Raw genomic sequence first — 14,406 nt, 5'->3', positions numbered from 1 at the left:
TTAGTTCTAAAATCTTAGAACTTCATAGATTTAATATGAGTGGTTTAATTTTGTCGGTTAACTATATTTGAAGTTGAGCTATCATTCATATTTTTCTAAAGAATTAATCACTGTTTTTTGAGAATGATGATTTTTTTGATTTTCTACATAAGAAACAGCTTGCTCTAACTGTTTACCACCTAAGGACAATACACCATATCCACGCTGCCAACTAAAAGAAATTGGATTTGTAGATAATCTACTGTTTTTATTTAATAAATGGGCGCTACTACCTTTAATATTTTTCACAAAATCAGCGATGGATAAACTTGGTGGGATAGAAGCTACTAAATGAATATGGTCTTCGATGCCACCAACAGCATGAATTATACAATTCAGATTATCAGCTTTGTGAATTATGTAATTATAAAGTTTATTTTCTTTTTCAAGCGTAATTAAGGGTTGGCGTTCTTTGGTAGCCCAAACAAGATGATAATAAGTACGCCAAAAAGCCATGATTGTTATATAGGAATTGAATAATAAACTTTTTTGATTTTATTCGCTTGTTTGGGAATTGTCGCTTTGGTATGGATGGGAAGGGATAATCTCGTATTGCATTGCTTTTAAATCAATCATGGTTTTACCCAAAGTCCCACCTTGAAAAATTTCAAGGCTCATAATCTAAGTCTGTTGAAAACGGACTAAGTTTATTCAAATGATCATAATAAATTGGAATATTCCCAGTCGGCTTTAGACGACTTTGTCTATGAGACTGGGAATTTATTCTAAGGCGGATATGGGACAGGGCAAAATGGTATTGGTCGCGGTTTACCTTTGAAATTTATTTCCAGGCTGATAAACCAGGAACCGTTGAAAACTGGTAAATTACAGCAATCTCATTTAGATCATAATTCCACCTTGAAATAAATTTCAAGGCTCATAAACCAAGTACGTTAAAACGTACTGCAAAGCTTACCCAGTCGGCTTTAGACGACTTTGTCTATGAGCCTGAGAATTTATTCTAAGGCGGATATGGAACAAATGATGGTGTGGGTGACCAAGTCTGCGATTTCTACAGGAATTTCGGGTGATGGGTATTTAATTTGCGGGAAATATCTATTAATTCCCAGAGGGTTGAGATTGGTAATTTCTAATGTGCTGTGACCATATCCCACAGTGCATCAATACCGCTACCAATAAATTTGCTATCTTGATTTTCTTCCAGCCATTGGACAACTTGAGGAAGAACTTTATTAGAGTTTTTGTGCAATTCTATTAAAGCTTGAGCAGCGCTTTTACGCACCCGAGAATTATCATCAACTAGAAGTTTCACAAGTCCACCCAGAACCGGTTGTGAGTCCTTACCCAGCTTTCCCAAAGCAAAAGCAGCCTTGTTACGCACCCCTGAATCATCATCAACTAGAAGTTTCATAAGTCCACCCAGAACCGGTTGTGAGTCCTTACCCAACTTACCCAAAGCAAAAGCAGCCTTGTTACGCACCCCTGAATCATCATCATCCAGAAGTTTTACAAGCCGACCCACAACCAGTTGTGAGCCCTTACCCAAGTTCCCTAAAGCTTGAGCTACCCTATTGCGCACCCCTGAATCATCATCATCTAGAAGTTTCACAAGCCCATCTACAACAGCTTGTGAGTCCTTACCCAAATTACCTAAAGCAACAGCAGCCTTGTTACGCACCCGAGAATTATCATCAGCCAAAAGTTTCACAAGCCCATCTACAACAGGTTGTGAGTTCTGATCCAAATTACCTAAAGCAAAAGCAGCCTTGTGACGCACCCGAGAATCATCATCATCGAGAAGCTTTACAAGCCCATCTACAACAGGTTGTGAGTTCTGACCCAAATAACCTAAAGCAAAAGCAGCCTTGTTACGGACTCGAGAATTATCATCATTGAGAAGCTTTACAAGCCGATCCACAACCAGTTGTGAGCCCTTACCCAACTTGCCTAAGGCTTGAGCAGCGCTGTTACGCACCCGAGAATCACCATCAACCAGAAGTTTTAAAAGTCCATCTACAACCGGTTGTGAGTCTTTACCCAACTTGCCTAAAACAAAAGCAGCACTGTTACGTACCCGAGAACTACTATCATCTAGAAGCTTGATAAGCCGATCCACTACCGGTTGTGAGTCCTTACCCAACTTACCTAAAGCTTGAGCAGCACTGTTACGTACCCGATGTTCATCATTATCTAGAAGCTTTACAAGCCGATCCACTACCGGTTGTGAGTTCTTACCCAACTTACCTAAAGCTTGAGCAGCGCTGTAACATATCAGTAAATCATCATCAGCTAGAAGTTTCACAAGCGGATCCACTACCGGTTGTGAGTCCTCACCTAAATTACCTAAAGTAAGAGCAGCACTGTTGCGCATCTCAGAATTATCATTATTGAGCAATTCAATCAGAATACTAACTGCTCCTTCTATATCTCCTAGTTGTGCTTGATATTCCTGTAACCTCAACTCATAAATATTTTCAGCTTCAGCTTTTAATAAATTTAGTACTTGTTCTTCAAAAGCCGTTTCATAAAAATGACAAAGTGTTGAGAAAACTTCCCGAATAACTTTTTCCCCAGCCCGTCCGCTACCACTGACCTCCAAGTCAACTAAAGCCCGCAAAATCTCTTCACCTAAGTTTGGATCTGCTGCATTCAAATTATTGGTGTATTCAGCCAAGCAAGTAGCAGCAAACAATAAATCTCGATGCAGCCATTTTTCGTATTCGCTACCATTCTCAAGGATTGTCCTAATCGCTCTTGCTGCTTTTTTCGGTTTTTGCTGAGCAACCAATAATAACAAAACTTCTCGCCAGTGGGGGTCATGGAGGTTAGAGTTAATTTGCTCTAAAATTATTCCAAAATCCCCTTCATTGTCTGCTTGATAGTTAATTTCCTCAGCACAAAGGTATTCTTGAAAGGTTTTATGGACAAATGCATAGCAATCTTGTCCTTGTTCGTTCAGTAAACCGGTGCGATCGCGAATCAAATGTAAAAATCTTTCTGCTTCTTGTTCAGCTTTATAGAGTTCAATACCTTTGAGGTCTTTAATTTCTCTTTTTAGTTGATCGAGTAATTCTTCACAATCAATCAAAGTTCCGCCTTCATTATCCCTAGTATTCCCTTGAGTATGAATCCAAAAAGCCAGGCGTTCCATTAACCGACGTAAATCATCCAAACTGAGATATTGCAATACTTTGTGAGTGGTGAGTTCTTTGTTTGCATCCCAGGAAGTTAAGAGAGTTTCTACTGCTTTGTTATAAAGTTTATGGCGTTCTCTAGGTAATATAGCTTGATAGCGATGAATTAAGGAAATAATGGTTAATAGTAAAGGGTTCCGTGCAAGTAATTTAATTCTTTCGTTATCATTAAGTGCTTTACGCAAACTATCTTTACGGCGTTCGGCTTCCGCTTGATCTTGAATGCGGCTATCGTACCAACGATCAATAAATTCTTCTATTTTTTCATCATCAAAGGATTGGAGTTGATAGTGAGGAAATTCTTCGGTGCGGAAAAAGTCCCGTTTGTAACCAGCAGGACGAGAAGTGATAATAGCAAGGTTATTTTGAAACTGACCTAAGAAATTCTCAATTCGTCGTACAACATCATAACGTTTTGCTTCTTCAGCAACTTCATCCAAACCATCCAGTAAAATTAGAGCGCGTCCATCTTCGAGCCAATATTCAAAAAATCCGGTAGGTAAAGTTTTCACAGACATAGTTTTTTCGGCAAACTCTTTTGCATAGTCGAGAATGCTGATATTTCCTTGTCTAGATAAATCCCGCATCCGAATTAAAATCGGTAGGTAATCTACATCTGGGTCTAAACCTAATTTTTCTTGATTTTCAGCTTTTTTTGCTTTGTCTTGAGCCAGCATTACAGCAAAATAGCTCAACAAAGTGGTTTTTCCCGAACCTGGAGCACCCAGTAAAACAAATTTTTGCGAGTTTTTTTTCTTTGAGTTTTTTTCGGTTAAAAGTTGTGTAGCGAGAAACTTTTCACTATAACCATTAATTAGAGCCTTTTGTCGTTGTTCTAAAAACAATTCTTTCTGACGTTCCCCAAGGGAATGATCTGAGATAATTTCATTTAACTCCTTTTCATTTGCAATGACAGAATAATCTTGCTTGGTAACATTTTCTTCTACATCTGGCATCACAAAAATGTGTTCCAGTTTTTCAGACTTTTCTGTTTCTTGTCCTGCTACAGGAATTCCAGCAAATTTTACATCATCAAACCAGTTTGCTAATTGTTTAAAGTAATCTTCCTTTGCTACTTGGAACCTGAGATAAGTATCAGTATTTTCAAAATAAGTATTAACGAAAGTTTCCATCCAAGGATGAACGCAATCTTTAGCGATATTTTTCATCTTGGAATCCTTCAAGGCTTCTTCTGTAAAAACTTTCGTTAAAAAAACAATATCTGGTTTTCCTTCATTCCTCAGGGGCTTTTGTAATTCCTCAAGTCCTTTTCCCTGACAAAATTTATTAATAAACTTTTTAATAAAATCTGGTTCACAACGTAAAAATAATTTGTTTTCCTTCTCACAGGCTTTTTTAACTGCAATTTTGATTGCTTTATCTAAATCGGTGCAATTAAATTTACTACGAACCCCAGAAAGTAATATTTTAGATGTTTCTGTTGTAATAAATTCACCAACCCAGGTACCAATCATTGCTGTTACAGGATCCATATTGTGATTTAGAAAACATTTAGCAAGCTTGCATCTGCTTGATATGGTAGCAAAATTACATATACCTATGGGATACTGCTAGCTATAAAAAATAAAACCCTTTATCAAAGACTTTGTGATATCCCAAAAAATGTAAAGACGCGCCATATCCCACAAAATGTAGAGACGTAGCAATGCTACGTCTCTACAAAAATTTTTGATTCGGGTTTACGGGAATCATATCCCTAACAATTACCAATAATTCCTTACGAAGCAGGTAAAGAAATCTTAGTTGACGAATTAGTCAGTGAACTTGATCGCTCTACCTTTAAGTTATTAACTTCTTCTTCAGCAAGCAAATCGCGAATCAATCTAGCGATAAACTTCTGCATTAGTTGCGCGGTCATTTGCTGACCCAAACGCTGTACCCCTGGATTAAAGATAATTTCTACAACTTGAGAACCTAATTTTGCGGGGTCAAAACTGGGACTTTGTTGCAGAAGTCCTAATATTCTCTTAATGTGCTCGAGGGTTTGCTGTTGTTCGAGGCTAGCTTTCGGTGTGGGGTTAACTGCTGCGATTCCTATTCGTTCGCTTAATAAGTAGGTGAAGTTATGCATCACATTTTTACTCAGAGCATCAATTCCCTTAAATGCCTCATCAACAAGTCTATTACGGATAAAAGCACCGCGCTCGGAAGAAAGAAAGTCAACCGCCTGATTTACGGCTAAACTTAAGTCGTAATCATCGCTGTTACGAGCATTTTTAAGCAAATTTTCCAAACGGTTCCAGCGGAAACTACCTTCTTTAAACAGTAAGTCTTGCAAAGATGCTCTTAATTCTGGCGCTGGATCGGTTAATAACCGTTTAGCAACGTAGGGATAAGCTTCACTAAGAACTTTGAAATTGGGATCGATATAAATAGCAATACCTTCTAAAGTCACCAAAGAGCGGATAATTAACGCGTAGTAGGGTGGTACTTTGAAAGGGTACTCATACATTAACGCCGATAAATCGTCGGTAATACTCTTAATGTTTAACTCTGCAACGCTTGCACCTTGAGCATCAGCAAATACATTCGCAAATGCTGGAACAATTGGAGTTAAATCTGTATCTGGTGATAAGAAATCTAATTTAACGTAATCTTTGGTTAAACCATCAAAATCGCGGTTGACCACGTGGACGATCGCTTCAATTAAACCGTATCTTTGGGGTGCTTGAACTTCGCTCATCATCCCAAAGTCAAGATAAGCTAATTTACCATCCGGCGTCGCTAGTAGGTTTCCTGGATGAGGATCGGCGTGGAAAAACCCATGCTCGAGCAATTGACGTAGGGAACATTGCACCCCTACTTCAACCAAATAGCGAGCATCTATTCCTTGAGCATTAATTTCGGCGGTTTGAGTTAATTTGATACCATCAATCCACTCCATCGTCAACACGCGACGATTGGTATATTCCCAGTAGATTTGTGGTACGTATATATCTTTAATATGACCATATAACTCAAAAAACCGTTCGGCATTTTCACCCTCATTGATGTAGTCCATCTCCTCAAAGATGCGTTCTCCCAATTCATCGAGGATACCGACCAGGTCACTACGGATTACTTTAATATTTTTCTGCGCCCATGCAGCTATTTTCCGCAGAATATATAAATCAATAGTAATACTTTCCCTTAAGTCTGGACGTTGAACCTTAACTGCGACTTTTTCACCAGTTGTTCTGAGTCTACCTTTATAAACCTGACCCAGAGAAGCAGCTGCTATTGGTTCTGGAGATAGTTCCGAATATATCTCAACTGGTTTTGCTCCCAATTCTTCTTCAATAAACTGATAAGCAATTTTATTATCAAAAGCCGGTAACTGGTCTTGCAGTCGAGTAAGTTCCTCTAAATATACCGGAGGAACCAAATCCGGTCGAGTAGATACAGCTTGACCAATTTTAATGTAAGCAGGTCCGAGCAGGGTAAGAATTTCCCGCAACCGTATAGCACGGCGAATATCATTTTTGATATCAAAGCCCCTTGTGCGATCCCACCACAAACTCAAAACAAAACCAAATGTAGGGCGCAAAACAGTCAAAATACGCTTAAAGACCTCTGCAGGCTTACCCTTGTAAAAATTAGCTATTTGCTGAGCGCTGTAACGTAAACCTTCAGATTCGTTAGCTGTTTTGGGTAAAAGCTTCGCTTTTGGGGCTTGTTCTCTCGCGTATACATCCATTGTATGGGGAGGTAGTCCGCCATTTTCCGGTACAACACCCGCAACTGACAATCCGCTTTGGTTTGGGGGTGTACCACTGCGACTATTATCCTGACTCGATTTGGAGGTTGGGGGTACTGTATTGGGGTTCATGGGTTTACCACTGCATCGGATTTAACATTCTGTTAAGTATTGTAACAAGGGGACTGGCGATCGGGGATTAGCTATTAGGAATAGTTTATTTATTTTTAAGTGAGGGATTGGGGATTGGGGACTGGGGACTGGGGACTGGGGATTGGAAATAACTTTAGTTATTTTTTCTTAACACCACATCTTCCTAGTGAGTAATGAGTGATGTTAGCGCAGCGGGGCGSGTAAGCGCACAGTAATGAGTCATGTTAGCACTAGCGCTAACACTAGTCCCCAATCCCCAAAAAATTCAAATCTTTAATAAATTCAAACTAAACTATGTTTGTTTGCTCGAAAGCGGCATACTGATTCAATGGTAATAAAAAAATTTGATTGAGAAGGGGGTAGATCCCATATTTTTAGATCTTTTACAAGCCGCAATTATGGATATCGAAGTAGCTAGGAATCAAATAACTGCGGTAGTTTGAAATTTTAATAGTTTGAATCTAAATAAACTGAAATTTGCATAAACTGGAATTTGAATAATTTGGAATCTTAATAATTTGGAAAATGTTAGTGTAAACCTTTCGCCTACTTCCTATAAGATTTTTCGTTCTTTTTGACTTATGTTATCTCTATTGCGAATCGAAAACTTTGCTCTGATTGATAAATTAGAACTGGAGTTTTACAGGGGGCTAAATGTTCTAACCGGTGAAACTGGAGCGGGAAAATCGATTATTCTGGATGCGATTGATGCAGTATTGGGTGGAAAGGTATCAAGTCGAGTGATTCGCACGGGAACAAATCGGGCGATAGTGGAAGGTACCTTTACAATTAATTCTTCATTAGCTGCTTGGTTGACGGAACAAGAAATTGATTTAGTTGATGAAGATTATGTTGTCATTAGTCGTGAAATAACAACTACTAGTAATAATGTCCGCAGTCGCTCCCGAGTAAATGGGGTTTTGGTTAATCGCCAGTTAATGAACCTTTTAAGGGAACGTTTAGTAGAAATTACCGCCCAAGGACAAAGCGTTCAAGTGGGACAGTCTGCACAGGTGCGGGAATGGTTGGATGTTTATGGTGGTGATTCAATAATTCAACAACGTCAAGCGGTCGCTGCAGCTTTTAGCGATTATCAAAAAGTACATTCAGCCCTGGAAAAACGTCGTACCTCCGAACGGGAACGGCTGCAAAAATTAGATTTGCTTACCTACCAAGCCAAAGAATTAGCAGAAGCAAATTTAACTGAAGCTTCAGAAATGGAAAAATTGCTGCAAGAACAGGAACGTCTCAATCATGTAGTTGAGTTGCAGCAAATGAGTTACAACATCTATCAGGCGTTGTATCAAAATGATGATGGTGAAGCGCCCACCGCAACTGACCTGTTGGGGGATAGTGAAACCACCTTAAATGAAATGGTGGAGTATGACAGTGAATTGCAATATCTATTGGATTTAGTTCGGGATGCTCAAGCTGCGATCGCGGAAGTTTCTCGAGAAATTAATAATTATGGTGCAAATTTAGAAGCAGACCCCCAACGTTTGGACGAAGTGCAAGAAAGAATTCGGGAATTAAAGCTGATTTGTCGCAAGTATGGTCCAAGTTTAGCCGATGCGATCGCCCATTATGAAAATATTCAAGAGGAACTCAACGAACTCAATGACGACGAATCATCAATTGAAAATTTAGAAAAGCAAGAAAAACAAACTTTAGAAAAGGTTACTAAAGTCTGCGCGCAGCTAACCCAGTTACGACAAAAAGCAGGGGCTAACCTCCAGTCACGCTTGCTCAAACAACTCAAACCGATGGCGATGGATAAAGTCAAGTTTGAAGTTGAGATTTTACCTACTTCTCCATCAGTTAATGGTGCAGATAAAATTACTTTTTTGTTTAGTCCCAACCCCGGTGAACCTTTGCAACCATTAACGGAAATTGCATCTGGTGGGGAAATGAGTCGCTTTTTGCTCGCTCTCAAGGCTTGTTTAAGACAAACTGATACAGCAGAAACCATGGTATTCGATGAAATTGACGTTGGTGTTTCCGGAAGAGTTGCTCAAGCGATCGCGGAAAAACTCCATCAACTCAGCCAGCAACAGCAAGTATTATGTGTGACTCACCAACCTTTGGTAGCGGCTATGGCTGACCGTCACTTTCGTGTAGAAAAACAAGTTGTAAATCAATCTAAAGGTAAAAAAGAAACCAACGGTAACGGCGAACAGCGCACGGTAGTGCGGGTGAAAACTTTGGATAATATCAATAAACGCCGGGACGAACTTGCACTATTAGCTGGTGGAAAATCAGCCCAAGATGCTGTAGCTTTTGCCGAGTCTTTGTTAGCCCAGGCTGCTAGTCACCGTCAAATAAATGATAATAGTAATGGTGATTCCAGTTCTAAAAAGAAGAAGTAAAAGAGGCATGTTATCCAATTAATTACAGAAAATCTCTACTAAAAATCTCTACTAAAAATCTCCACAACTTTTGCAATCCCATCTTCAGAACGAATTTTTTCTCCTAAAACCGCAGCACGTTTCTGAATTGATTCATTCTCAATTGCATTTGTTATTGCTCGAGTAAGAGAATCTACCGTCAGGTTTTTTCTATCAATCATTGCTGGACTTACACCCAATTTCACAGCTTGATACGCCCAAAACGGTTGGTCTCCAAAAAATGGAATAATAACTCCAGGTACTCCAGCGCGGAAAGTTGCTGCGGTAGTTCCAGCACCACCATGATGGACTATACAAGCCATTTGGGGAAATAACCAACTGTGGGGAATATTATCTATTTGAAAAACTGTATTCGGTAAATCTGAGTTTTTAATTCCACCCCAACCGGAAAGAAAAATTCCTCTCTGTTGAGTTTTTGCTAGTGCTGCTAAAGCAATTTCGCTAATTTTTTGCGCTTTTTCACCAGCCATACTACCAAAGCCAATATACACAGGAGGAGAACCGGCTTTGAGAAATTCTACTAAATCTGTGGGAGGAATAAAGCTATCAGACGTATCCAAAAACCAATATCCCGTAAGATGAGCGCGATTTGACCAATTTGCTGGTTTAGGTGTTACAAATGGGCTACAGCCAATGGTGTAAGTGACTTTAGCATTTTCCATTCTTACGAAAGGATTTTGCCAAATACTTTTCGGTGGTAGATTGAGGATATTATTGCGAAATTGATTGATAGATTGGCGAAAAAGCAGCCAAAACATTTGATGTAGAAGCGTATAGGTAAACCGATTGTAAATACCTCCTAATTTTTCCAACTTTGGTGGTGTAAGTGCATGGGGAAATGCCATAGTAGGATAACTCGGCGTCAAATAGGCATAGTAAAAAGGGATACTTAATTTTTCTGCAATATCAAATCCCCAGAAAGGGAATCCTCCGCCAATAATCGCATCTGTCCCCTGACAAGCTTGCCATGAATCCAGTAAAACATCCTCCATGACAGGTTTGAGCAAATCGCCCATGCGACGGACAAAATCAATCGGATTTTTAGTTCGTAGTAATGCTTGTGCTTGAGGACTTTTTATATCTTCTTCTGGATTACCGCTTATCAAAGCAAACTCTAAACCATGAGAGCGAATTTCCGATTCAAAATTGGCTGGACTGGCAATTTTTATTTGATGTCCAGCTTTGTGTAAACCGATTCCCAAAGCAATAAAAGGTTGAACATCGCCACGGGAACCCAAGGTAAGAATAGTAATTTGCATTACTTTAAGTCTGAGTAGATATTAGGCAATAATTATCTGGACACGTAAGTGTACACAACGTCACAAATAGCGCGATCGCATATTTTATGGTTGTTTCCTATGTTTTGCGTACCCCCTTTGTTGCCGAAATCTTGCTCTTGATTTGAGTTCAAGACTTCTTCTATTAAACCTCTTGCAGTATCAAGCTGTAATTCTAGCAGCAGTTTTTTAGAATATGAATTAGAACTCAGGAATCAGATGGTTGAGAAAACCTATGGTAACAAACAATAACAGTCCCGAACTGCAACAAACATTAATTGTTGGAGGTGGTCCCGCAGGATTCGCAACAGCGTTAATGTTAGCTAAACGCGGCTGGAAAAACATTACAGTTTTAGAAAAACGTCCTGACGCAGATTATTACGAACCCGATAAATCATTTAATTATTTAATAGATGGTCGCGGTCAAAAATTTACAGACTATATAGGAATAACCGAAAATTTAATAGAAAATGGCGTTCCAAATACAGAATTTTATCTTACAGAAATTAAAGCAAATGGAAATCGTAAAACACTTAAAGTTCCACTTGCAGATTCAGATTGCAAAACTTCCTACTGGGTAACACGAAAGACATTTGTAAGCCTACTTTATTCTGAGATAGAAAAGAATTGGCAAGAATCTATCACTGTCATTTTTAATGCAAAATGCGTTGAAATTAGTAAAATTCTGGCTGATGAAGGAGAATCTGAAAAATTAAAAGTTACAGCCGAAATCAAAAATGGCGAATCTCTCATATTTGAGCCTTTTCTGCTTGTTGGATGTGATGGAATTAATTCCATTGTTCGAAATACCCTCAAACAGTGGGATAAATCTTCATCAAACAGGTTTGAAATGAATTATTTTCCTTCAGGAAGTGCGGGATTAAGATATAAAGTATTAACCTTACCACCAAGGTTTCCTTTAGATGAAAATGGGAACGAACTCACCACCAGTGAAATGTCATATGCTGTGCGTAGTGCATTCAAGGATCCCAAGACCAAGATATCTTTAGGCTTATTACCCCTAAAAAACCCAGATGAATACCGTAGCGCAAATATTATTACCAAACCAAACCATAAAATTTGGGAACTGAAAAATGGTGAGGAAATGTATGATTTTTTCAAGAAATCATTTCCACAAATACCCATAGATAAAATAATTTCCCTCCAAGAAGTCCAAAGATTTGCTGCAAGTGAAGGTGGTAGTTTTCCTTCTCCTCAATACTGTTGTGGATTTTATTCCAAATTAAATCATGAAAAAGCATTTATAGTTCTTTTAGGAGACGCCATACATAGCTTTCCCCCAGACCTCGGACAAGGTGTAAACTCAGCATTAGAAGATGTATGTATTCTTAATGATGCACTAGAAAGCAATGACAACAATCTTTCTAACGCCTTAGAACAATATGAATCTTTACGACTTCCCGATGTCAAAGCTTTGATTCGTTTGATGCAAATTGGTTATCCTTGGCAGTATAATCAAGCTCCTATTCGCAAAAAATTATGGAATATTAATGTTATTCTTAGACTTTTACTAAGTAAAGCATTACCCTCAATACTTAGTCCACAAGCCGTCTTTCTCATCCGAAACCAAAAAATTTCCTACCAAGAAATATTACTCAGAGAGCAACGCACAACTAAAATATTGTATGTATCTATCCTGATGCTTGTATTAGCTTTTTTGGTTTTTGGACTGAGGAATTTAACAATTTGACACTCCGCTGATATACCTTAAAATTTTTACGCTGACTTACTTGCACCTGTGGGAACAGTAGTCGAATTCTGACCCAAACCTTCCAAGACCCGAGCAACATTGGAACGCAACCAAGAACCTTCATTTTTATGTTCGAGTAACGCTAATAGTCCCTGTCGTAACCGACGGACTGAAATATTACCAAATTTAATCAATATCTGAGCAGCACTCAATCGCACCCTTGGTTCATCAGTTTTATCCTCAAGCAATGAAAATAACTCAATTCGCAGTTTATCTGATATCTGACGCGATCGCATCAATTCTTGAGCAGCACTTAAACTTATCCTTAAATCTTCAAGAATTCTTACTAAAGCAAGCTGCACTTCTTCAGAAATTTCACCTAATTTCATCAACATCTGAGAAGCACTCAAACGAACTTCGGAGTCATCATCTTTATCTCCAAGTATTTCTATTAAGTCAAGCTTGACCCGGTCGGAAATATTGCTGAATTTGATTAATGTCTGAGCAGCACCTAAGCGAACCTGAGTATCTTCGGAATCTTTGAAATCTCTCAACAAACTAAATTGTATCTTTTCAAGGTTAATACTTAACTGGATCAATGCCTGTGCTGCACTCAAGCGCACATTGAGATTGTCATTCTTATCTTTAAGTAACCCAAGCAAGTAAAGTTGTAATTCTTCTGAAACATTACTTACATAACCTAAAGCTTTAGTTGCATCCGAACGCAGCTGAGAATTTTCATTTTTATTTTCAGCTAGTTCCAGCAAAATAGATTGAACTTTTTCAGAGGTATTACCTAACTCAATCAATCCTTTAGCAGCATCCAAGCGCAATCTAGAATCCCCAGAGGTTTCCAGGAGAGTTGGTAAAACAAATCTTAACTGATTTGAGGTACTACCTAATCCAAGCAAAACCTTAGCAGCATTAGCTCGCACTTCATAATCTTGAGATTCTTCAAGTAATGCTAATAAAGGTTTTTCTACTTCTTCTGAATTATTACCTAATTCAATCAGTGCTTTAACAGCACTGGAACGCACTTCTGAGTTATCAAAATTTAAAACATCGACCAGAGCAGGAGCAGCTATTTTTGCTGGTGAACCAATTTCCTTTAATTTTTTAATAGCGTCTAACTTCTCCTCAATTTCCGAACTCGAAAGCTTATTAGTTAAACCTTCCATCCGTTGTTTGAGTTCATTCTGTTTTCCTTTTGCTAAATATGACAACCACATGGGGCGCAAGCGAAGCAATAACAGATATAAAACTAAAATAATAACTATAAAGACTAATATTGAAATGAATAACTCATCCTGTTCTTTTTGTTCTGATATTGTTGATTGTTCTTGTTTTACCAATTGTAATTTCTGAGTTTGGATATATTTATTTGTCTGAGATATAGAGTTTTCAAATACTTGATTATATCCTAACCCAGGATTCTGCTTGTTTCTCGTTTGTCCATAGCTATTGCTTAGTATGAGCAGAGGTAATGATAGTCCCAAAAAGGTAGACTTAAGTAATATAAATAAAGTATTTTTAAGGTGGCTAGACATAAATTACCTCCATAACAAGCCGAAATTTTAAGTTGGGCGAGGCTGCCTACGGAATTAAATTACCATACTCAATTCTCATTTAAAGTATATATCAAAAACCTTAAAATAGATTAAAATAACAGCGAAAGTCAGCTAAAACATGATATGAGAGGTAACATTTTATAATGTTTAATTTTTAATAAAAAATAGTTACATAAATAAAAGTAAAATATGATATTAGTTGGTTACATTTCTTAGGAAGAAATAGTAAAATTAGAAAATAAAGTCAACGAAAATAAAATCAACAAAATATTTGGCTAATTAGCCATGAGTAAGTATAGGAACATAGCAGAGCTTCCTGAAGTTATCACAGCATAAATCTCTCAAACTGAAGATGCTATAAATATAAAAATAAATCTTAATATTAGAAACTACTAGTAGTA

At 38.1% G+C, this 14,406-nt stretch carries 9 protein-coding genes; 3 read left to right on the top strand and 6 right to left on the bottom strand.

All coding sequences use genetic code 11. From position 1 onward, the window contains the following. Nucleotides 1-81: 81 nt before the first annotated feature. Together tnpA and BC008_RS52240 are read right to left on the bottom strand one after the other, a co-directional pair. On the bottom strand, nucleotides 82-495 hold the full coding sequence (tnpA, locus tag BC008_RS31620) for an IS200/IS605 family transposase (protein ID WP_027843606.1): 414 nt from the start codon (nucleotides 493-495) through the stop codon (nucleotides 82-84). Nucleotides 496-534: 39 nt separating this feature from the next. Continuing rightward, nucleotides 535-657, bottom strand: coding sequence for a hypothetical protein (locus BC008_RS52240; protein WP_268768258.1), 123 nt, complete (start codon nucleotides 655-657; stop codon nucleotides 535-537). Between the two features lie 324 nt (nucleotides 658-981). Between BC008_RS52240 and BC008_RS49835 the strand changes: the two genes are divergently transcribed. Further along, a complete protein-coding gene (locus tag BC008_RS49835; protein WP_161938189.1) occupies nucleotides 982-1,143 on the top strand; it encodes a hypothetical protein in 162 nt (53 codons plus the stop codon). Here the strand turns inward: BC008_RS49835 and BC008_RS31615 are convergent. After that, on the bottom strand, nucleotides 1,130-4,687 hold the full coding sequence (locus BC008_RS31615; protein ID WP_058184199.1) for a HEAT repeat domain-containing protein: 3,558 nt from the start codon (nucleotides 4,685-4,687) through the stop codon (nucleotides 1,130-1,132). The genes BC008_RS49835 and BC008_RS31615 overlap by 14 nt on opposite strands. Nucleotides 4,688-4,932: 245 nt before the next feature. Continuing rightward, nucleotides 4,933-7,023 (bottom strand): ABC1 kinase family protein, encoded by a 2,091-nt coding sequence (locus BC008_RS31610; protein ID WP_027842421.1) that lies wholly within the window; start codon nucleotides 7,021-7,023, stop codon nucleotides 4,933-4,935. Nucleotides 7,024-7,625: 602 nt separating this feature from the next. On the opposite strand from BC008_RS31610, the gene recN reads away from it, so the two are divergent. After that, nucleotides 7,626-9,410 (top strand): DNA repair protein RecN, encoded by a 1,785-nt coding sequence (recN, locus tag BC008_RS31605; RefSeq protein ID WP_058184198.1) that lies wholly within the window; start codon nucleotides 7,626-7,628, stop codon nucleotides 9,408-9,410. A 38-nt stretch (nucleotides 9,411-9,448) separates the two neighbouring features. Here the strand turns inward: recN and BC008_RS31600 are convergent, their stop codons facing one another. Continuing rightward, nucleotides 9,449-10,708 carry a glycosyltransferase gene (locus tag BC008_RS31600; RefSeq protein ID WP_027842422.1) on the bottom strand — a complete coding sequence of 420 codons (1,260 nt, stop codon included), beginning with the start codon at nucleotides 10,706-10,708 and terminating at the stop codon, nucleotides 9,449-9,451. Between the two features lie 253 nt (nucleotides 10,709-10,961). Between BC008_RS31600 and BC008_RS31595 the strand changes: the two genes are divergently transcribed. Beyond that, nucleotides 10,962-12,437: an FAD-dependent oxidoreductase gene (locus tag BC008_RS31595; protein WP_027842423.1), complete on the top strand. Its 1,476-nt coding sequence runs from the start codon at nucleotides 10,962-10,964 to the stop codon at nucleotides 12,435-12,437. A gap of 26 nt (nucleotides 12,438-12,463) precedes the next feature. Here the strand turns inward: BC008_RS31595 and BC008_RS31590 are convergent, their stop codons facing one another. Then, nucleotides 12,464-13,984 (bottom strand): HEAT repeat domain-containing protein, encoded by a 1,521-nt coding sequence (locus BC008_RS31590; protein ID WP_027842424.1) that lies wholly within the window; start codon nucleotides 13,982-13,984, stop codon nucleotides 12,464-12,466. Nucleotides 13,985-14,406 lie beyond the last annotated feature (422 nt).

It is taken from the genome of Mastigocoleus testarum BC008, from assembly GCF_001456025.1.
GTDB lineage: Bacteria > Cyanobacteriota > Cyanobacteriia > Cyanobacteriales > Nostocaceae > Mastigocoleus > Mastigocoleus testarum.
The sequence above is the reverse complement of the archived record's forward strand: the minus strand, read 5'-3'. Positions and strand labels throughout refer to the sequence as shown.

What these genes read in the sequence shown, in the direction of transcription:
- tnpA (WP_027843606.1), bottom strand. Translation starts at nt 495, where the DNA reads ATGGCTTTTTGGCGTACTTATTATCATCTTGTTTGGGCTACCAAAGAA.
- BC008_RS52240 (WP_268768258.1), bottom strand. Translation starts at nt 657, where the DNA reads ATGAGCCTTGAAATTTTTCAAGGTGGGACTTTGGGTAAAACCATGATT.
- BC008_RS49835 (WP_161938189.1), top strand. Translation starts at nt 982, where the DNA reads ATGAGCCTGAGAATTTATTCTAAGGCGGATATGGAACAAATGATGGTG.
- BC008_RS31615 (WP_058184199.1), bottom strand. Translation starts at nt 4,687, where the DNA reads ATGGATCCTGTAACAGCAATGATTGGTACCTGGGTTGGTGAATTTATT.
- BC008_RS31610 (WP_027842421.1), bottom strand. Translation starts at nt 7,023, where the DNA reads ATGAACCCCAATACAGTACCCCCAACCTCCAAATCGAGTCAGGATAAT.
- recN (WP_058184198.1), top strand. Translation starts at nt 7,626, where the DNA reads ATGTTATCTCTATTGCGAATCGAAAACTTTGCTCTGATTGATAAATTA.
- BC008_RS31600 (WP_027842422.1), bottom strand. Translation starts at nt 10,708, where the DNA reads ATGCAAATTACTATTCTTACCTTGGGTTCCCGTGGCGATGTTCAACCT.
- BC008_RS31595 (WP_027842423.1), top strand. Translation starts at nt 10,962, where the DNA reads ATGGTAACAAACAATAACAGTCCCGAACTGCAACAAACATTAATTGTT.
- BC008_RS31590 (WP_027842424.1), bottom strand. Translation starts at nt 13,984, where the DNA reads ATGTCTAGCCACCTTAAAAATACTTTATTTATATTACTTAAGTCTACC.